General features: G+C 46.5%; 15 protein-coding genes. 13 read left to right on the forward strand and 2 right to left on the reverse strand.

Going from position 1 to position 20072, the window contains the following annotated elements:
- Positions 1-56 precede the first annotated feature (56 nt).
- From cysS to QGP82_RS26235, 10 genes are all read left to right on the forward strand, one after another.
- Positions 57-1547 carry a cysteine--tRNA ligase gene (gene cysS, locus QGP82_RS26190; protein WP_499061486.1) on the forward strand — a complete coding sequence of 497 codons (1491 nt, stop codon included), beginning with the start codon at positions 57-59 and terminating at the stop codon, positions 1545-1547.
- Between the two features lie 288 nt (positions 1548-1835).
- Entirely contained in the window at positions 1836-2852 is a 1017-nt protein-coding gene (locus tag QGP82_RS26195; RefSeq protein ID WP_499061487.1) for a metal ABC transporter solute-binding protein, Zn/Mn family, read from the forward strand.
- The gene (locus QGP82_RS26200) at positions 2853-3611 is read left to right on the forward strand and encodes a metal ABC transporter ATP-binding protein (protein WP_499061488.1); all 759 of its coding nucleotides are present in this window, start codon (positions 2853-2855) and stop codon (positions 3609-3611) included.
- Positions 3604-4434: a metal ABC transporter permease gene (locus QGP82_RS26205; RefSeq protein WP_163698152.1), complete on the forward strand. Its 831-nt coding sequence runs from the start codon at positions 3604-3606 to the stop codon at positions 4432-4434. The genes QGP82_RS26200 and QGP82_RS26205 overlap by 8 nt, the downstream gene beginning before the upstream one ends.
- A 1-nt stretch (position 4435) precedes the next feature.
- A complete protein-coding gene (locus QGP82_RS26210) occupies positions 4436-4609 on the forward strand; it encodes a CysS/YqeB C-terminal domain-containing protein (RefSeq protein WP_499061489.1) in 174 nt (57 codons plus the stop codon).
- Between the two features lie 292 nt (positions 4610-4901).
- The gene (locus QGP82_RS26215; protein WP_163665216.1) at positions 4902-5351 is read left to right on the forward strand and encodes a GNAT family N-acetyltransferase; all 450 of its coding nucleotides are present in this window, start codon (positions 4902-4904) and stop codon (positions 5349-5351) included.
- Positions 5352-5490: 139 nt separating this feature from the next.
- Positions 5491-6120, forward strand: coding sequence for a nucleoside/nucleotide kinase family protein (locus QGP82_RS26220; protein ID WP_499061490.1), 630 nt, complete (start codon positions 5491-5493; stop codon positions 6118-6120).
- A gap of 365 nt (positions 6121-6485) precedes the next feature.
- Entirely contained in the window at positions 6486-6767 is a 282-nt protein-coding gene (locus tag QGP82_RS26225) for a DUF433 domain-containing protein (RefSeq protein ID WP_163665220.1), read from the forward strand.
- Between the two features lie 56 nt (positions 6768-6823).
- Entirely contained in the window at positions 6824-7429 is a 606-nt protein-coding gene (locus QGP82_RS26230) for a hypothetical protein (protein ID WP_163698146.1), read from the forward strand.
- A 107-nt stretch (positions 7430-7536) separates the two neighbouring features.
- Positions 7537-9249, forward strand: coding sequence for a protein adenylyltransferase SelO (locus tag QGP82_RS26235; RefSeq protein ID WP_499061491.1), 1713 nt, complete (start codon positions 7537-7539; stop codon positions 9247-9249).
- A 272-nt stretch (positions 9250-9521) separates the two neighbouring features.
- Here the strand turns inward: QGP82_RS26235 and QGP82_RS26240 are convergent, their stop codons facing one another.
- Entirely contained in the window at positions 9522-11462 is a 1941-nt protein-coding gene (locus tag QGP82_RS26240) for a heavy metal translocating P-type ATPase (RefSeq protein WP_499061600.1), read from the reverse strand.
- 83 nt (positions 11463-11545) lie between these two features.
- Between QGP82_RS26240 and QGP82_RS26245 the strand changes: the two genes are divergently transcribed.
- Positions 11546-12658: a precorrin-8X methylmutase gene (locus QGP82_RS26245; RefSeq protein ID WP_499061492.1), complete on the forward strand. Its 1113-nt coding sequence runs from the start codon at positions 11546-11548 to the stop codon at positions 12656-12658.
- Between the two features lie 2 nt (positions 12659-12660).
- Complete coding sequence (locus QGP82_RS26250; RefSeq protein WP_499061493.1) at positions 12661-13116, forward strand: PPC domain-containing DNA-binding protein; 456 nt, start codon at positions 12661-12663, stop codon at positions 13114-13116.
- A 364-nt stretch (positions 13117-13480) separates the two neighbouring features.
- Here QGP82_RS26250 and QGP82_RS26255 read toward each other — a convergent pair whose 3' ends face one another.
- On the reverse strand, positions 13481-14899 hold the full coding sequence (locus QGP82_RS26255; protein ID WP_499061494.1) for an IS701 family transposase: 1419 nt from the start codon (positions 14897-14899) through the stop codon (positions 13481-13483).
- 577 nt (positions 14900-15476) lie between these two features.
- On the opposite strand from QGP82_RS26255, the gene QGP82_RS26260 reads away from it, so the two are divergent.
- Positions 15477-20018 (forward strand): NACHT domain-containing protein, encoded by a 4542-nt coding sequence (locus tag QGP82_RS26260; protein ID WP_499061495.1) that lies wholly within the window; start codon positions 15477-15479, stop codon positions 20016-20018.
- Positions 20019-20072 lie beyond the last annotated feature (54 nt).

Consider the following 20072-nt stretch of genomic DNA (forward strand, 5'->3'; position numbering starts at 1 on the left):
CTATCCTGATTCACCCCCTGCGGCCCCATCACAATTTTTAGTTAGCAACAATCTCTATGAACCTCACCCTTCACAACACTCTGACATGTGGAAAAGAGCCATTTATCTCTATTCATCCCGGACGAGTGGTGATGTATTGCTGTGGTGTGACAGTATATGACCATTGCCACCTAGGGCATGCTCGTTCGTACATGGTTTGGGATGTGCTGCGACGCTATTTGCATTGGTGTGGGTACACAGTGCGCTATGTGCAAAATTTTACAGATATTGACGACAAGATTCTCAATCGTGCCAGTGTGGAAGGGATAACGATGCAGGAGGTGAGCGATCGCTACATTGCTGCCTATTTTCGGGATATTCGCCGACTCAACATTCTCGATGCCGATGACTATCCCCGTGTGACAGAGCATATCCCTGCCGTTCATCAATTGATCCAGGCGCTAGAACAGAAAGGATACGCCTATGCAGTCGATGGCGATGTGTACTACAGCGTGCGGCAGTTTGCGGAGTATGGCAAGCTCTCTGGACGAAATCTGGATCAACTGCAGGCGGGGGCGGGGGGACGAGTTGCCGCTGATGCTCCAGACCAGAAGAAACGTGATCCGTTTGATTTTGCCCTATGGAAATCGGCAAAACCGGGTGAACCCGCCTGGGAGTCACCCTGGGGCCTGGGACGACCAGGATGGCATATTGAATGTTCGGCCATGATCCGGGCGCGATTGGGTGAAACCATTGACATTCATGGTGGTGGTGGCGATCTGGTGTTTCCCCACCATGAAAACGAGATTGCTCAATCGGAAGCGCTGACGGGACAACCGCTTGCTCGCTACTGGCTGCACAATGGCATGGTGACGGTGAATGGTGAAAAAATGTCGAAATCCCTGGGCAATTTCACGACGATCCGTGACCTGCTGGATGGGTTGTGGGCAGAATACCCACAACCGGTAGACCCAATGGCGGTGCGACTGTTTGTGCTGCAGGGGCACTATCGGAAACCGTTGGATTTTACAAAAGATGCGATCGCAGCTGCGGTCAACGGTTGGCAAACGCTAAAAGCCGGACTTCTCTTTGGCAACCATCACCGAGCAGCGTTGTCATGGCCAGTTGCCAGCCTCCAGTCTTCTCCTCAGGAACCCACCTCAGAAGACCCGTGGGTTAAACGGTTTCAAACCGCCATGGACGATGATCTGAATACATCGGGTGCTCTGGCAGTGCTGTTTGAGCTGGCCAAAGGGCTACAGCGAGAGGGGAATCGTCTGATGCATGAAGGGCAGACCCAATCCAGTCCAGAGATTCTCTGGCGGCAGTGGCAAACGTTGTTGCACCTGGCCCAGGTGTTGGGGTTAGAGGCCAAAGCCGACAGTGATACTGATGCGGCAACGGGTAAATTGGATGAGGTTGCAATCTCTGACCTGATCCAGCAGCGTCAAACGGCTCGACAACAGAGAGACTTTATAACGGCAGATGATATTCGTGATCAGCTAGCGGCAGTGGGAGTTACGGTGGTCGACCAACCCGATGGAGCCGTCCGTTGGCATCAGCAGTAAATCAACGATAGCGCCAACAGCCCCATTATTAGATTATCAATTCGGGTTTCCAAGACAACAGTTCAACTGCAAAGTCTTGGGCCAATCTCTGGAGCTGTTCAAGATCGTCTTGCAAGTGATGTTCCCAGGAACGGGACACCTCCCGGAATAATCGCCTTTAACACCAGCCATCATTTAGATTTCACATTTAGAATTTCCATAATTTTGACTCACTTGAGAATAATAATCATTCTCAAGTGAGCTATCATCACCTGTATTGCGTCAAGTTGTTTTTGGGGGGTAGAACCAATGAGTTATCCGAAGTCGAGTGTGTTATCCCTGTTGTTGGGGGTGATTGTGCTGACGGGTTGCAACTCCCCGTCAACGGATTCTGTCAGTGAAGGGAATGAAGCGCAGACTGCAACGACTCCGGTCAGCAGTGAACCTCAGGGGCCGTTGGACATTACGGTTAGTATTTTGCCCCAGGAGTACTTTGTTGAAAAAATCGGAGGCGATCGGGTTGAGGTGAACGTAATGGTGCAACCGGGGGAATCACCGGCAACCTACGAACCCAAGCCCCAACAGTTGAAGGACTTGAGTGAAGCGGAAGCTTACGTCAGGATTGGCGTTCCTTTTGAAAACGCCTGGATGGACAAGATTCAGTCTGCTAATGCCCAGATGCTGGTGATTGATTCTGCCCAGGGAATTGAACGATTGGAAATGGTTGCCCATCATCACGACGAAGATCATGCCGAGGAAGCAGCGGACCATGACCATGAAGAAGAGCATGAGCACGAGGAAAAACATGAGCACGCTGAGGGAACTCTGGATCCCCATATCTGGTTGTCACCGCAACGGGTCAAGATTCAAGCCCAAAATATCTATCAGGGATTAGTAACCATCGATCCCGAAAATGAGGCAACCTATCAAGCCAATCTGACCCAGTTCTTAGGCGAAATCGATCAGTTAGATCAACAAATTAAACAAAACTTAGTCGGAGTTGAGAATCGTGAGTTTATCGTTTTTCATCCGGCCTGGGGATACTTTGCCCAGGATTATGACCTGGAACAGGTGCCTATTGAAATAGGTGGTCAGGAACCTAGTGCAGCGGAACTGGGGGAACTTATACAACAGGCAAAAACAGAAAACATTCAAGTGATTTTTGCCCAGCCAGAATTCAGTACCAAAAGTGCAGAAACGATCGCTACCGAAATTGCTGGAGAAGTCCTGTTCATTACTCCCCTGGCTCCCAACTGGTCAGATAACCTGTTGCAAGTTTCCCAAACCTTTGCCGACGTGCTGAACCAGAACGGGGGCGGAAATTAAATGACCGAGGTCATTACCCTGCATCAGGTCTGGGCGGGCTATGGGACAACTCCGGTATTAGAAGACATTAACCTGGTGGTGAAGGAACGAGATTTTATCGGTTTAATTGGCCCCAATGGCGGGGGAAAAACAACGTTGTTGAAGGTCTTGTTAGGGCTGATTTCACCCAATAGCGGAGACGTCAAAATCATGGGTCGCCCGGTGCCCCAGGGGCGAAAATACCTGGGCTATGTGCCCCAATTCCTGGAATTTGATCGGGAGTTTCCCATTCGGGTAGAGGATGTAGTTCGCATGGGACGCTCAGGTAAACGCCCTTTGCTGAGACGGTATAACCGCAAGGATGAGAGTATGGTCACTCGCAGCCTGGAGCAGGTGGGAATGCTGGGATTACGCGATCGGCCCATCGGTCAGCTATCCGGTGGAGAGCGGCAGCGGGTTTACATTGCGCGGGCTCTGGCTTCTGAACCCCATATTTTACTTCTGGATGAACCCACAGCTAACGTGGATAGTAAAATCCAGAAAAGTATTTATGACTTACTGGCGGATCTCAATCAATTTATGACCATTTTGATGATTTCCCATAACTTAAGTGCTGTTTCCACCTACGTTAAGACGGTGGGGTGCCTTAACCATCGCCTTTTTTACCACAATGACAAGTTAATTACGTCGGAAATGCTTGAGCAAACCTATCAATGCCCCGTGGATCTGATTGCCCACGGTGTTCCTCACCGCGTTTTTTCTCACCACCATAATGATTGAAACCATTGGACAAGCTTTGCAATTTGACTTTATGCGTCATGCTCTCCTGGCTGGGGTACTGGTGAGCATTGCCTGCGGCATTATTGGTACTTTTGTAGTGGTCAATCGCATTGTTTTTATCAGTGGGGGCATTGCCCACGCTGCTTATGGGGGGATTGGATTAGCCTATTTCTTTGGCGTTAATCCAGTGTTAGGAGCGATCGCCTTTGCCCTGGCTGCGGCCCTGGGCATGGGCTGGGTGGAGCGCAAGACCCAACAACGGGCCGATACAATTATTGGGGTAATGTGGGCCATCGGTATGGCAGTGGGCATTATTGCCATTGATTTAACCCAGGGCTACAAAGCGGATTTAATGAGCTATCTCTTTGGCAGTATCCTCACAGTTCCCCGCCAGGAGTTAATCATTATGCTCATCCTCAACCTGATGATTGGCGCGATGGTTTTTCTCTTTTATAAAGAATTGTTGGCCATTTCCTTTGATCCTGTTTTTGCCATCACCCGCAACATTCCGGTGGATGCCCTGTACCTCACGCTGGTGGCAGCGATCGCCCTGACAGTCGTGATGGTGATGCAGGTGGTGGGGTTAATTATGGTGATTGCCCTGTTAACCATTCCCGCAGCGATCGCTGGCCAATTTGTCCAGGACATCAAGCAGATGATGTTTCTGGCCAGTCTACTGGGGATGGCGTTTACGACGACAGGGCTGTGGCTCTCCTATTTTTTCAACCTCACCTCCGGCGCAACGATTATTCTTGTTGCTGGAGCCGCCTATTTGCTCAGTTTGCTCCTGAAACAGGGCATTAGAGGCCAAAGCCGACAGTGACGTGGCAACGGGTGGATTGGATGAGGGTGCGATCGCAGACTTTATCCAGCAGCGCCAAACGGCCCGACAACAGCGAGACTTTATAACGGCAGATGATATTCGCGATCAGCTAGCGGCAGCGGGGGTTACGGTGGTTGATCAGCCCGATGGAGCCGTCCGTTGGCATCGGCAGTAAATCAGCGCGATAGGAGTGATGGTTTAAGTGAATCTGGTCTCTGACTTGGTTTGGTAGCTTTCGTGGTTGTGATTCTGTAGGTATTGGACACAAAAAGAATGTGTTTATTTTGACCTGTAATTAAAAAAATACTGATAAAACTCGGCAGCTATACTGAAACTTGTAATATATTCACCTAACTTGAGCGTACTATGTGGACAACTTGCAGCCTATCCATCTGATTTGGCGAGATATACTACGAAGAATCAGTCTAAATAAGAGTTAGAAGCCTATCTTAGTAAGGGTGTATGTTTTGGATATTAATCTAAGAAATATTACCAAAGACAATTGGGTCGATATGATCGACTTAGAAATTACAGAAAAGCAGGAGGGTTTTGTTGCGCTCCCATCGGAGGCTATTGCAGCGTCAAAGTTCTATGAATACTATGTGAATCGAGGTATCTACTTGGGAGATGAGCCTGTCGGTTTTCTTCAATATTATCCGAACTATAGAGATGGGAAATCAAACGAAATATTTATAGATCAACTATTGATCGATGTAAGTCAACAAAGAAAAGGTTATGGGACAAAAGCAATTGACTTAGCGATTCAGGAGATAAAATCATTGAACGGTATTACTTCTATTTCGATATGTTACGTTGAAGGTCATGACGTAATGAAACACTTTTTTGAGCGATTTGGTTTCGAAGTGGTTAATCAAGAAGAGTTCGAAGAGACAATTATGGAGTTGAATTTTTCCTGACAAAAAGCTGCACACGGACACATGCAGCTCCGCCCGTTTTTGTTTGGGTCGCTGCGCTCGATTATCACACAAAAACTTCTCCACAGCATGTGCCGGTGAGCTTGGCGTTAGGCTGCCAAGACTTAAGGGCATGGACAGGATGACTAACAAACAATTGCCAAGTTTTGTGGTTGCTATAAGTGGACCCTCTGGATCAGGAAAAACTTCTCTGGTTCAAAAAGTAACCAGTTTGCTAGAGGATGCTGTATCTTTCTATTTCGACGACTACGCTTCCGTATCGAAATACCCCTCGAACTTCTCTGAGTGGATTAGAGAGGGAGCCGATCCTAATCAATGGGAAACCCCACAACTCCTTAAAGACTTGCAGATGTTACGGCATGGGGAATCCATTTCTCTCCCCGATAACAAAGGAATGATCAAGGCGGCCAGCTTCATTGTTATTGAGGAGCCATTTGGTAGAGAACGAGCCGAGATGAATGGACTTATTGATTTTGTAGCATGTATCGACCTTCCGCTAGAAGTTGCCTTAGCACGTCGGCTGCTTCGAGATGTTGAATGGTGTCTCATTAAAAGAAATCCAGAATATCTGGCAGCCTATCTTAAAGAATATCTAACGGGGTATCTTAATGGTGCTACCCGAGAAATGTATCTTCAAGTAAACGCAAGGGTCTTGAAGAATTGCGATTTGGTTCTAAATGGAGTCAGCTCTGTGGATGAACTGGCAGATGAGATAGTCACTGCGATAAAAACAAAGTTGGGGGCAGTCTAACTGCAATCGGAGGTAGCCTAACAACCCCGTTGCACACCGATCGTATTGAGTCTTTTCGCTGAGTGCGAAAAGTTTTTGCGACGAGTGAACGGGAACATTAATTCTCTCCAAAAGTTGCTGAGGCTGTCACCAATCAGCTTCTAGGAAGTAAGCTACCTGTCAGAAAAAGTTGTTCCTTCCACACATAATTCGAGACCTTGCAGCACATCTCTAGATCGCGCTCAATCTGATCGGCTTACGGTAGTAGCTTGTACTCATACGTCAGGTTGAGCATCTAATCTGCCCTAACAGATTGAACAGGCTCGGAAATTTCTTTTCAAGCTAAAATAGAACCGATTATATATTGATCCCTCCGGAACATCAGTATGGTACAAACGACAGAGCACTGCCATATTGTCAGAAATGACCAAATACTGAGCAATGAGCCCATTATTAAAGGTACTCGTACACCTGTTAGAGCAATTGTAGAAATGTGGCGTATTGGAGTTTCACCTGAGGAAATCCCCCAAAGACTGCCACACCTTGGTTTATCCCAGGTTTTTGATGCACTCAGCTACTACCTGGATCATCAAGCAGAAATCAACGAATACATTGAGCGAAATCGTATTCCTGATCAGCTGATTGATTCACGAGTACGGAATCTATGAGTGATATTTCTATTCACATTTATTTGGACGAAGACTTTGAATAGGTAACTCTAAAAATGTCATTTAGTGATTTCAAAACTGTTGCAGATGTGCAGAAGAAGTATGACATCAAATATGATGAACATGACTTTCTTACGGTGACGGAGATATCACCCTCTGAAGCTTTTCTAAGCGATTTTCGATTTAGCAAAGAGAATATTGATATTTTCACATCGGAGGCATCGCGTAGCGAGCTGATTATATCCCCGTTACTGCGCGAGCTGTATAAAAAACACAGTCAAGACTATTCTTTCTGGATTCAAAAGAGTATCTCCTATGATTCCACACTTTCAGGGACGCCAGATTACATCTTTTCAAAGCGCTCAAACCTCGGAAAAACAGTCCTAGAAACGCCGATTGTAGTCGTCGTAGAAGCCAAGAAAAACGACTTTGAGCATGGATGGGGACAATGTTTAGCCGAGTTAGTAGCCTCCCAGAAAATAAACGAGGATGCCACATTTACGGTCTATGGCATCGTCACCGATGGTAACCTTTGGCAGTTTGGTCGATTGGTGCTAGACACATTCACCAGAAGCACCGGTAACTACACTATTGATAATTTAGCCAGGCTATTTGGTGCCTTGGAAGCATTAGCACAGCTGATTGAGGAAGCTAAACGGTAATAGGTCTGCATCATCGAGCATACCAACAAGTCAATTAGCCTAGAAAGCTCCACATTCAATATGCCAGCCTTTACAATTAAACATAAATCTTTCCCTCGCCAGCGACAATGTCATATCCATCTACACCCTCAGCAGAGGCTTCTGCTGAGCCCTGCGTAACCACCTTCGACGAGTTTGTGCAATTAGCAGACTATTCCCTGATGGATACCTTAAATGCCGATCCTGATGCCACGGTCGATGGGGATGATCACCGTGCCCGCCAGGTTTTTTCAGGTCATTTTGTACCTGTGGCACCCATGCCGCTTGCAGAACCCGAATATGTAGCCCACAGCAGCACCTTTTTTAAAGAACTTGGGTTGAGCGATCAGCTGGCGCTGGATGCAAAATTTCGGCAATTATTTTCTGGTGATCTCTCTGTCGCCCATGAGCCGATGCGTCATGTGGGTTGGGCGACAGGGTATGCACTGTCGATTTATGGCACCGAATATATCCAAAATTGTCCATTCGGTACGGGTAATGGTTATGGTGATGGTCGAGCAATATCTATATTTGAAGGAATCATCAATGGCCAGCGTTGGGAAATGCAATTGAAAGGGGGTGGCCCAACACCTTATTGCCGTGGTGCCGACGGGCGCGCAGTACTACGGTCAAGTGTGCGTGAGTTTCTAGCGCAAGAATACATGCACGCGTTAGGTGTGCCCACATCGCGCTCCTTGACACTGTATGTTTCTAAATCTGAGACCGTTACCCGGCCTTGGTATTCCCAAGACTCCTGCTCGCTTGAGCCTGATGTTTTGGTGGACAATCCGGTAGCCATTTCAACTCGCGTTGCACCATCTTTTTTGCGCGTTGGTCAGCTGGAGTTATTTGCTCGTCGCGATCGCAGCAATGCCCATCCAAAAGCATCAGAAGAGTTGCTCATGGTAGTGTCCCATTTAATTGAGCGAGAATACAAAAGTGATATTAATCAAACTCTTGGTTTTGCAGCTCAATTGGTTGAGTTAGCTAAGCTATTTCGCCAGCGTCTGACGTCACTGGTGACCCATTGGCTACGTGTGGGTTACTGCCAGGGTAATTTTAACAGTGACAACTGCGCCGCTGGTGGCTTTACCCTCGACTATGGCCCCTTTGGGTTTTGCGAAATTTTTGACCCTTGGTTTCAACCCTGGACTGGTGGCGGCGAACACTTTGCATTCATCAATCAGCCGAACGCAGCAGAAGCGAATTATTACATGTTTTGGAAAACTGTGAGACCGTTACTGGCGGGCGATGCTGACGCGTTAGAACAGTTTGACCAAGTAGGCCGTGGCTTTGCAGAAGCCATGCAACAACAACTCCAAACAATGTGGGCGGCCAAACTTGGCTTAACTGAATTTAACCCAGAGCTGTTTCAGACATTAATGCAGCTAATGACCCACTCAGATGTGGATTACACCATTTTCTTCCGCGAGTTATCCCATATACCAGACGATGTCTCAGCATTGAAAAAGAGCTTCTATGGTAAAACGTCACAACAATTTGATGAACAATGGCAATCTTGGCTAAAAAGCTGGCGCGGTCTCATTAACGAGGGCAATTTGGCTGAGATATCCACAAAGATGAAACAGACTAATCCCAAATACGCATGGCGAGAGTGGTTGATTGTTCCTGCCTATCAACAAGCCATGCAGGGTGACTACACGTTAGTTAAAGAGTTGCAAGCAGTCCTTAGCTATCCCTATGATGAGCAATCACAAGAGGTAGAAGATAAATACTATCATCTAAGACCTAGCGCGTTTTCTGACGTTGGTGGCGTGTCACACTATAGTTGTTCATCTTGATGACGCGCGGGCTGTCGATCAGCGCATGAGCGTCATATCGTACTTGCAGAGTCGCGGATGCTCCAGCGTCTTAGGGATCTGCCAATCAATAGAATACCCGTTTGAAATTGTGTTGTAGGATTTCCTCCCCTTACGAAGGGGAGGTGCCGTAGGCGGAGGGGGTTCGACCAACAGCGCTAGTATCGAAAACCCCTCCCTGACGGTTCCCCTTACGAAGGGGAACCAATTGTCACCAAGCCTCTCAACAGGTAGATTATTTTCCCGCGCATCCCTTATCTATTTATCAACAATCGCAATCCACTTAATGTGACAAGCACTGTGGAGCCTTCATGGCCTAACACCCCAAACGGCAGCGTGATATTGCCTGCAAAATTCAGGATTAACAAAATCACGACAAAACTCAGGGCAAAGACAATATTTTGCTTCACGATGCTCTGGGCGCGACGACCTAAATGAATCGCATGTTCTAATCGCTCCAGGCGATCGCCCATCAACACAATATCAGCGGTTTCCAGCGCCACATCGCTACCCGCCGCCCCCATGGCAATGCCAACGGTGGCCTGGGCCAGGGCTGGGGCATCATTGATGCCATCTCCAACCATGGCAACGGTCTGATACTGCTGTTGAAGTTGACGAATCACGTCAACTTTATTTTCGGGTAACAGTTCTGCGTAAACCTGATCCACACCCACATGCTCAGCGATGCTGTTGGCGGTGCGGGGATTGTCCCCCGTCAGCATGACAATATGCTCTATACCCAACTGTTTGAGGCGGGCCACAGCCTGGGCAGCGGCAGGTCGAACGATATCAGCTACGGCAATCAGTCCCAACAGTTCTCCCGCCTGGGCGACCCAGACCACTGTTTTACCCTCTGATTCCCACTGCTGGCTTTGCTCCAGCCAATGGGGAGCAATGGTCTTTACCTGTGTGCGAACAAAGACCGCTTTACCGACTACGGCTCTTTGACCCTCCAGATTGGCGGTGAGGCCCTGTCCAGCCTGGGCCTGAGCGTTGGTGGCTGTTGCCCAGGTTAGGTTTTGCTGGCGGGCTGCCTGAACAATGGCGTCCCCAATGGGATGTTCCGACAGACTCTCCAGCGCGGCTGCTACCTGTAGGAGCTGGCTTGAGTCGGGCTGAGCCGCTACCATGTTCACAACCTGCAGATGGCCTGTGGTTAGAGTGCCGGTTTTATCAAATGCGATCGCACGCACACGTCCAATCTGCTCTAACTGTGCCCCGTTCTTGAACAAAATGCCTCGACGGGCTCCGTTGGCAATGCCCGATAGCAATGTGGGCATAATCGAGGCCATCAGGGCACAGGGGGAGGCCACCACCAGAAAAATCAGCGCTCGATAAATCGTTTCTTCCCAGGTCCATCCCAGCAGGAAAGGGGGTAGTATGCCTAGTAGTATTCCGGTAATAACAATCACTTTGGCGTAGCCCCGCTCAAACCGCTCGATAAATTGCTGAGAGGGAGGTGCTTCTGTCTGGGCCTGCTGCACCAGCCGGATTACCCGCTGAATTAAGCTGCTTTCCGGCGGTTGATGCAGCTTGATCCGCAGTGCCCCATGGCCATTCAGCGTACCCGCAAAGACTTCATCCCCAATGGTTTTCTCTACGGGCACAGACTCTCCCGTAATCGAAGCCTGGTTGAGGATACTCGCGCCGTCTACCACTACACCATCGGTGGGCACCAGCTCTCCCGGCTTGACCAAAATGAGATCGCCTACCTTAAGACGGGCAATGGGGACAGTGCGCTCCTGCCCGTGGTTCAGAAGTCGGGCGGTATCTGTTGTTAAGCTCATCAGCCCCTGGATACTGCGCTCGGTGTGCTGCATGGCGTAGCCTTCTAAAGCCCCACTAATGGCAAAGATCAAGATCAGGACGCCTCCATCGACGATCAGGTAGTATTCCTGCTGCCATAGCCCCAAACTGGCAGCGCCCAGCGCCGCCACGATCATCAGCAAATCAACATCCAGCTCTTTCTCTTGTAACAGAGTTGTAATACCGTCACGGGCGCTGTCCAAACCGCCAATAACGTAAGCTACCGTCAGGATCAAAAGACCTCCTCCCACCCAGCCAAAATTGAGGGACTGCCAGCCCAGCAATACCAGGATGGCGCAGGTGATCGCAGCGACGGCCTCGGGATGGTGCTTGAATACATCCTTAAATAAAGCCGAGAGACGGGGTGATGCAAGGGCTCTGGCAGCCATAATCTGATCTGTCCAATAAAAACTATCCGCCAGCATAAACCTTGACATTAGTGTCAATGTCAAGGTTACTGTAAACTCAGTGAATGAAGACAGACCATCTGACTATTAAAGAACTGACGGATGCCGTGGGGAGTGGCGTCACCCCGCGCATGGTACGGCACTACCATACCCTTGGCTTACTGCCTCAGCCCCAGCGGTCTGAAGGTAACTACCGGCTGTATACCCAGCAGGATGTGCAACGATTGCGGCGGGTAATGGCACTGAAGCAGCAGGGGTTTCAGTTGTCTCACATTCGCCAGCTTTTAGACAGCCACCCTGAAGCCACCCTGGATACTACATTGATCATCCAGCTACAGCAGCAATACCATACGGTCATACAACAGATGACCCAGCTCCGCCAAACAGCAGCTGCACTAGAAGGTCTGTTGGGGCGCGATCGCAACTGTCAGATCGCCCAGGCAGAAGCGCTATCGCAGCTGAAGCAATTAGATGTCGATGTCCAAGCCGGATTGGGGCAACTGGATCAGATCTGGAGCTATTTTGATACCGAAGTCACCACACACCCGGAGCAATTTCAGGAGTCGTTGAAGCTGTTACTGCCCGATTTATCTCACTACTCTGAAATTACGGTTCACCTGTTGCATCAATTGGTGTTGGCCTGCGGCGATGTCAGTCTGGTCAGTTTTGTGCGCCTCGGTCACAAGGCTGTCGCTGCTGCCCGTACTGCCCTCAAAGCAGGCTGTTCAGTTGTCGTGGATGTCCCCGCTGTTGCTGCCACCCTGGATCAGACACGGCTAGCCCATCTAGGAAATCCCGTGACAACGCTGATTGATGACCCCCACATCGCCGGAGCCGCTGATGCCGAGCAAGCATTTTGGCAGGATAATCTCTGGCAGCAGCGGCTGCAGGAAGCTCCGGCAGGCTGTGTGCTGATGGTGGGGTATGCCCCTTCGGTCTTGCTGGCTGCCTGCCAGTGGATTGACCAGGGAAAACTTCAACCTGCTCTTGTGATTGGGATGCCCATTGGCTTTAGTCATGCTCCTGCAGCCAAGCGCCAGCTGATGTCGCTACCAGTGCCTTACATCACCATTCAAGGCAGTTTGGGAGGTGGTCTTTTGGCGGCAGTTACCCTGAATGCACTAGTGGAAACCCTGATAGAAAAACCTGATTGCCACTGCTATCTCACCCGTCCTTAGATATGCAGGTTGGAGTAATCCATTCAGCTGTAGACTTTGTAAGCGCTATACCCGTGGAAAAAGATGTGGACGTGATTGCTATTCGTCTTAAGCCTGGAGAAGATCTCAAACCATCTTTGTTGAGATACTGTATTGACCAAAAAATAGATGCCGCTTATATGCTGAGTTGTGTGGGTAGTTTACGCAAAGCAGCGATCCGATTTGCCAATCAACCAGAAGGAACAGTTTTTAAACAGCCGCTAGAGATAGTGTCGCTAGAAGGTACACTCTCACAACATGGTGCTCATTTACACATTGTCGTATCAGATAGTGAAGGCCAGGTCATCGGTGGTCATTTAATGGATGGCTCGAATATCTACACGACAGCAGAGATAGTCTTGGGAATTGTGCCTGACGCTATCTTTAAGCGGGAGATTGATCCACTCACCGGATACATAGAGCTAACAATCACTAGCTAGCAGTCGGAAAGGAGTAAGTTCGCTCCTCGATATATCTACTCCTCGATATATCTACCGTCGGTCCGTTAGCAACGCGATTTTGAACGGCAGATGATATTCGCGACCGGCTGACTGCAATGGGGATTACGGTGGTTGATCAACCAAATGAAGCTGTTCGTTGGCATCGACAGCGAATCAGCATGATAGTGGTAATGCTTTAAGTGAATCTGGTCTCTGACTTGGTCTAATAGTTTTCGCGGTTGAGTTCCCATAGGTAGCAGGCACAGAACAAATGTGTTTATCTTGACCTGCAACCAGAAAAACTTACTGACTTGAGTGTTGCGCTCTCTTCGTAGAAAAATAGGGTGTGATGTTAATCGTGAGATTAGGCAGGTATCTCCTTATTTTGTTTAGCAAACAATTTGCGAAACACCTCGGCAGCCGTTTCCCCCTGCTGTAAGCAATCATGAGCAAACAGAATGAGTTTTTCAATCAGCGCTTGCCCTTGTTGACGACAGACCTGCCCAATGGTTTTGATGGGCTTGGTAGGGCGTTTACCCATTGCATTTTTCGGGGGTGGAGGCAGACACGCTAGAGGCAAGAGTGAATAAGCTACAAACACTAAACACCAATGGGTTTGAATGGCTTCAAATGTTCGTACTCGATACGCATCGAGCCCTAGATGTTGCTTTCCATCTCGATAAAATGTTTCTATCGGCCATCTGTTCAAATATTTTGCCAGCACTTGTTTTGCCGACCAGTCTTTCCGATTGGTGACTAAGACGGCATAGGTGTCACTCAGGTCGGCTGTTTCAAAACTAATCACTAGACGGACTTTACCCATCCCCGGAATGCGAGCACATAAGGTAAAACACCAATAGACATGAGCCCCGACCTGGCATGGCTTAAAGGCTGTTTTTGGAATCAACGGTATCAGGTCTTCAACCTTGATATGCGGTTTGTTGAAGACGATTCGTTGTCCCGTATCGTCCTTCAGGCGAATGCTGTAAGCCTCTAGATTCCGATTCGCTTTGAGCAAACTCACCCAATCTTTATGATGGGCCTCAAGATGTTCAACCACCTCACGCGATAGGTACCAACTATCCATCAGTACCGTTTTGAAGGGTAACCCTCGCTCAATCGCTTGGTCGACCAACAGCATCCCAAGGTCGATTTTGGTGCAAAACAATTTATCGAGCTTGGCAAAGGCTGGATCTTGCAGGAGAGTTGGGTCCACCTGTTTGTGTAATTTTGTCCGTGCTTTACGAGTCTTCGGTATCTCCTGGTTTGGGAAATACTGGGTCACAAAGGTTTCCCACTCCGTCACCTCCTCATACCGACGATAGACCTCAAAATCCACGGGGAACCGAACGGCCCCACTTAAATAGTGACTCGTAACTAGATTATGCGCTAACGGATAGGTGTGGTGACTATGGTTGTAATGACGGTCCACATACTCAAACAAACTGCCGACATGCTCACATAGCGTATCGTCCAGAATGAGGTTAGAACCACCAGCACTCAAGCGTAACGATGTCGTTTGGCTCAACATGTACTGAATGCGAGTCTCGTTGACCACAGGGGGGTGCCAGGGGGCCGACGATAGAAAGCGAGAGATATTGCTCTTATCCGAACTCTCTAAGGTACATCGACTAATATTCGCGAGGCTTTTATTCTCCAACACCATCAACCCCGTCAAGTAATTCTGAAAATGCTGGTACTGACGTTCGTCACAGAACAAATGCCGAAACGCTTGAGCATGTTCACTCACAAGTGGGGCGGGGGCAACGATGGGCAATTGCATGAACCTGATGGGGCAAACCCCTGAAACTGCCTACCGTTTTACCATAGACTTACTCTGATGATTTTTATCTCGGCAGAGTACAACACTTAAGTTACTGAGAAAACTCGGCAGCTATACTGAAATTTACAATATAAGTGCCTAAGCCAAATGTTTTATGCAATGTCTAGCTTGAAAATTACTGTGGATTAAGCATTTTAGAAAAAAGCATTATGTAAACCATTTTGGACACCTACTTATTTACCCAATATGAGCGTTCTATATGGACAAATTGCAGTATATCTGCTCAAATTTGCGATATATTCTGCGAAGAATCAACATATCTACCCTATTTTGGTCAGATATACTGAGACTATCAGTCTAATAAGAGTTAGTCTGCTCAAGCTACTGGATAGGGCAGAAAATTGAAGGTTATCCCTTGGGGTATGGCTGAGTTCAGTAAAATGAATAACCTGATTAGGGAGTGAAACATCTGCCTGGTTGAGCGCAAAAGGTTCCTGTAAGTTGCTGTAGCCCTTGTCACCAAGATTTCCGAATGGAGTTATCCTGGAGCAGGAGTTTTTCTTCAGAGCGATCGTGCATGTCGAAACAAACCTACAACTGGAGACGATTTTGGCGTTCTCGTAATGCTCAGATTAATCTTGGCGATCGGGACTATTTGATCGATCCAGAGTCAGAATGGGGACATCGGCATAATTCTGAACTGGTTGAGCTGGAGGCGATCGCTGACGTTCCTTGTTTAGTCTTGCTGGGTGAGCCGGGGATTGGTAAATCGCAGGAGATGGAGAGTCTGAAAAGTTACACAAGAAGACTGATCGACGAGGAAAGGGCGTACATCGACGAAGATGATAAAATTCTTCAACTTGATCTTGAAGACTGTAATGAGGAAAAGCTCTACGCTACATTGTTCAATTCTCAAATTTTTTCCGATTGGAAAAATGGCACGCATCGTCTCTACCTATTTCTAGATAGTCTAGATCAAGGGTGGTTAAAAGTTCAAAGATTACCAGCATTGCTGGCTGATGAATTTAGAAACCTTGATGAGTTTCAGTTTCTAAAAAAGAGCGATATTAAGCCTAACCTTCTTCTTCTTTTAGCTCTTAAAACTGGTTTCCTTCAAAAGACTTTAAAGATTAAAAATCGTCCTAATCTCAGTCGTCTTTATCTACGAATAGCTTGTAGAGCAGCCGTCTTTTCACCTGTAGAAACTACGTTCAAGAATCTTTGGGGAAATAGCTTAGGGATATATGATCTAGAGCCGCTTCACTTATGTGACATCCAAGTCGCACTTGATGCTTGCAACTTGGATATCAATGCATGTTTGAAGGAAATTCAGCAAAAAGGTCTTATGCCACTGGCAATTAAGCCAATTTCGTTGAAGTTTCTCCTAAAAAAACTTCAACGAAATAAACGAAATAATAGCAATCCTTTCTCTTATAACCAGAAGCTAGCTGACATATACCTTGATGGGTGTAGTGAACTTTGCAGAGAGCCGAAAGATGAAACTCATCACCCATTACAACCCTTAAGTAATCTCGCAGTTGATAAACGCCTAGTCATAGCAGCCCGTATTGCCGCCATTAGTACCTTTTGTTTGCGATCTACGGTTTGGACTGAACAGGGTTTAGGGGATAATAATCTTGATGAAGATATTCTAATTAGAGAACTTTGTGGAGAGAAAAAGAACACTCAGAGTGAGGGACAACTACCAATCAATGAGCTTGCAATTAGAGAAGTTTTAGATACAGGGTTATTCTGTTCGCGTGGTACGAATCGAATGGGGTGGGCACATCAAACCTATGCAGAATTCCTAGCCGCATGGTATCTGAAACAGCACGATCTCAGCTTGAACCAAATTCTGAATTTAATTATTCATCCCGATCGCAGAGTTGTTCTTCAGTTACAGGAGACAACGGCTTGGTTGGCAAGTATGATACCTGAAGTATTTCAAGAGATCATGAAAACTGATCCTGATGTGTTGCTCAAAAGTGATATATCGACGATCGATGATGAAAATAAAGCACAATTAGTCGAATCATTGCTCAAGTTACATGATGAGGAAAAGCTTGAATATAATCGGCGACGTTACAGCAATTTAAATTATTCAGGATTAGCAGCACTACTAGAATCTCATGTTCGTGATTCTTCCAAGAATCAGTGGTCAAGATTAGTGGCGATCGATATCACCCGAGACTGTAACGTAAAAGAAGTGCAAGATAGCCTGGCTGATATTACACTTGATCCAGACCAACTGTATATAGTTCGGACACATGCAGCTTTCACTGTTTGTGCTATGGGCGATGAAGAAACAAAAGCACAACTCAAGCCTCTGGTTGTGGGTGAAGCCGGAGACGATCCAGATGATGATCTCAAAGGCTATGCTCTTCGGGCTATTTGGTCACAACACATTACTGTAAAAGAACTGCTGGAGCATCTCTCACAACCCAAACAGAAGGGCGCATTTTCCATTATTGGTGGAGCATATCAAGATTTTATTTCAAGAGATTTTATAGAACATCTTTGCCTGTCTGACTTGCCAATTGTACTTAAATGGCTTGAGAAATTGCCTCGGAGATATGACCTACGTTATCCATTTAGACAACTGGCTGATTCAGTGATGCTGAAAGCATGGCAAGCTCTAAATGAGCCTGGTGTACTAGAAGCATTTGCAAGCATAGCTATTCTGAGATTAAAACAACACGATGGAATTCTGGGTGATCGACCTAATCAAGGGTGGGTTACTCGTGAAAGCTTTGAGCAGACTCGTGATGATGATGTGGAGCCTTTGCTAAAGGAGTCTGATGAAAAACGTCGGCAACTAATAGCAAAAATAGTTTTACTAACTGCAGAATTAGAAAGTAATTTCTCATGGCTTATAGTCATTATTTGTTCTGAAGATGTGTTGTGGATAATCGAACGGATCACATCAGAAAATTCACCCAGAATAGTTGATGTTTGGGTCAAGCTTCTAAACCAAGTCCTAAGTTGGCATAACTTGTATTGGAAAAGTACAACGCATATTGACGCAATTCTAGAAGCACGTAATCTCAGTCCCGCAATACGAACAGCATTTGAGACTGAAATTGAGTTAGATTCTGATAAGGCAAAGCAAGCGAAAGCTAGCCATCTACAGTATCAGAACTGGTCAATATCCTCTGACCCAGAACCTACACTTGATCCGCTACCCAAGCAAAGAGTTCTTACCGCCTTAGAAAAAGTTGAAGCAGGGCAACCCCAACTGTGGTGGCAGATAGTTGTTGAAATGACACTGATACCAGCCAGCGAAGAATATATCCACGACCATGTTTTTGAGTCAGATATAATAAGACTACCTGGGTGGAAAGAAGCAGAAGCAAATACTAAGGCAAGAATTATCGAAGCTGCCAAAAACTATTTGGATGCTGGAGATCCAGCAACTCGAACATGGCTTAGTACAAATAACTTCTCTCACCCTCCGTTTGCAGGCTATCAAGCCCTATACCTTCTATCAAAAAAAGAACCAGAGTTCGTCTCAAAGATTTCTACTGATACTTGGGCAAAATGGATACCCATCATTCTGAAATCCATAAGTTTTCCTTTCAGAACTACAGAAAGTAAAGAGAATAAAGTTTGTCAGGAGATAGTGAGAATTGCCTATCAACATGTTCCAGATAAATTCATTGAAGCTCTTGTGAATTTAATGGTGCTCAAAAACTATCAGCCTCATACCGCTTACCCTGATGATGTTTATCGATTAACTAATGAGTTGTTAGATCAGAATTTAGCCAGTTTAATTATTGACAAAGTTCCAGATAAAAACCTAAATGCTGGTATGTTGGGGATCTTGCTAACCGATCTATTTAATCATGATATTGGTAAAGCCAAAAGAATTGCTGAGTCTTTTCTTTCTGAAAAAGTAGCTGAATCTGGCGAAACGAGGAGTAAAGCAATCGTTGCTGCTGGTTTGCTGTTAAATTACCCTGACAATTCTAATTGGCAAGTTTTTTGGTCTGCTGTGCAAAAAGATTATGAATTTGGACGCGAAGTATTAGAGTCTATTGCATTCCAATCTGCCAGTAATGGTCAAATTGAACAGAAAATCAAAGAAGATTATATAGCCGATCTATATATCTTTCTTACCCAACAATATCCAGAGGTTCAGCAGTCTAAAACTGAAACACAGGAGACTAGAGGTGTAGAAGCTCAAATGCTAGGAGAGTTTGATGGTATAAGAATGTGGAAAAACTACATTCCACAACGCCTTCAATCGCGAGGCACTCCAGAAGCTTGTGATGCGTTGGAAAAGATTATCCGCGAACTCCCAGAGCAGAAAGAAAAATTGCAACCAAGGCTACTGGAAGCTGAGAGTTTAGCTCGACGTAATACTTGGAGGCCTCTTGAACCAGAAGAGTTTCTTCAGTTTGTAATTAGCCAAGAACCCTCAAACTCAGAAGTGGTAGATCGGATAGCAAAAAAAATGGAAGATGAACCCAAAATCAAAAACGAGATTAATATCTCAAATTCGCCAAACTCACCTATTAATGCTCCTATCGGAACAAGTGGTGAAACCAATAGCCAAGTAACCGTCGTTCCTGATTCTGATGCCAAGAAGGGCATTAACTGGGATAGACGAATTGCTATAGCTGCACTTATCGTTGCGTTAGTTGGTCTAATTGGTATTCCAGCAGGAATGGCTGTAAGTGGTGCTTTCACCGACGAGTTTAAGAAATGGTGGAACAGTACTTTCTCTTCCGAAGTCGAATCGCAAGTTGTTCAAGAGATTCCATTAATAACTGTTAAAGTTGCAAATCATACCAACGACGATATTACAATTGGCTCACGAGGTGATTTTTTTCTGTGGTTTCCTGGTCCAGGCGCTAGACATATGATAGGAAAATATAAGCTTTCTCCAATAAATCTAGATCTTCCCGAATCAGAAAAATATTTGATCAAAGTTGATTCTACAGCTACTTTTTCGGCAGAGATATTGAATCAAAATGTTTACAGGACCTTTCTTGAACAAGAAGAATTTGACTTGAACTTAACGATTAGACCAGTTGGTGGTGGTATGAAGTTCACTCAAAATATGCCTTTTACGAGAGATGATATAGAGAAATACTATCTTTCAGTCGATTTTGATTGATCTTGATTTGTATTGCTTAATTTTTCTCCTTGAAAAGTGCTTGTAACGGAATAG

This window comes from Leptothoe sp. LEGE 181152 (assembly GCF_032906605.1).
Taxonomy (GTDB): Bacteria; Cyanobacteriota; Cyanobacteriia; order Phormidesmidales; family Phormidesmidaceae; genus Leptothoe; species Leptothoe turfae.

What these genes read in the sequence shown, in the direction of transcription:
- cysS (WP_499061486.1), top strand. Translation starts at nt 57, where the DNA reads ATGAACCTCACCCTTCACAACACTCTGACATGTGGAAAAGAGCCATTT.
- QGP82_RS26195 (WP_499061487.1), top strand. Translation starts at nt 1,836, where the DNA reads ATGAGTTATCCGAAGTCGAGTGTGTTATCCCTGTTGTTGGGGGTGATT.
- QGP82_RS26200 (WP_499061488.1), top strand. Translation starts at nt 2,853, where the DNA reads ATGACCGAGGTCATTACCCTGCATCAGGTCTGGGCGGGCTATGGGACA.
- QGP82_RS26205 (WP_163698152.1), top strand. Translation starts at nt 3,604, where the DNA reads ATGATTGAAACCATTGGACAAGCTTTGCAATTTGACTTTATGCGTCAT.
- QGP82_RS26220 (WP_499061490.1), top strand. Translation starts at nt 5,491, where the DNA reads ATGACTAACAAACAATTGCCAAGTTTTGTGGTTGCTATAAGTGGACCC.
- QGP82_RS26225 (WP_163665220.1), top strand. Translation starts at nt 6,486, where the DNA reads ATGGTACAAACGACAGAGCACTGCCATATTGTCAGAAATGACCAAATA.
- QGP82_RS26230 (WP_163698146.1), top strand. Translation starts at nt 6,824, where the DNA reads ATGTCATTTAGTGATTTCAAAACTGTTGCAGATGTGCAGAAGAAGTAT.
- QGP82_RS26235 (WP_499061491.1), top strand. Translation starts at nt 7,537, where the DNA reads ATGTCATATCCATCTACACCCTCAGCAGAGGCTTCTGCTGAGCCCTGC.
- QGP82_RS26240 (WP_499061600.1), bottom strand. Translation starts at nt 11,462, where the DNA reads ATGGCTGCCAGAGCCCTTGCATCACCCCGTCTCTCGGCTTTATTTAAG.
- QGP82_RS26245 (WP_499061492.1), top strand. Translation starts at nt 11,546, where the DNA reads ATGAAGACAGACCATCTGACTATTAAAGAACTGACGGATGCCGTGGGG.
- QGP82_RS26250 (WP_499061493.1), top strand. Translation starts at nt 12,661, where the DNA reads ATGCAGGTTGGAGTAATCCATTCAGCTGTAGACTTTGTAAGCGCTATA.
- QGP82_RS26255 (WP_499061494.1), bottom strand. Translation starts at nt 14,899, where the DNA reads ATGCAATTGCCCATCGTTGCCCCCGCCCCACTTGTGAGTGAACATGCT.
- QGP82_RS26260 (WP_499061495.1), top strand. Translation starts at nt 15,477, where the DNA reads ATGTCGAAACAAACCTACAACTGGAGACGATTTTGGCGTTCTCGTAAT.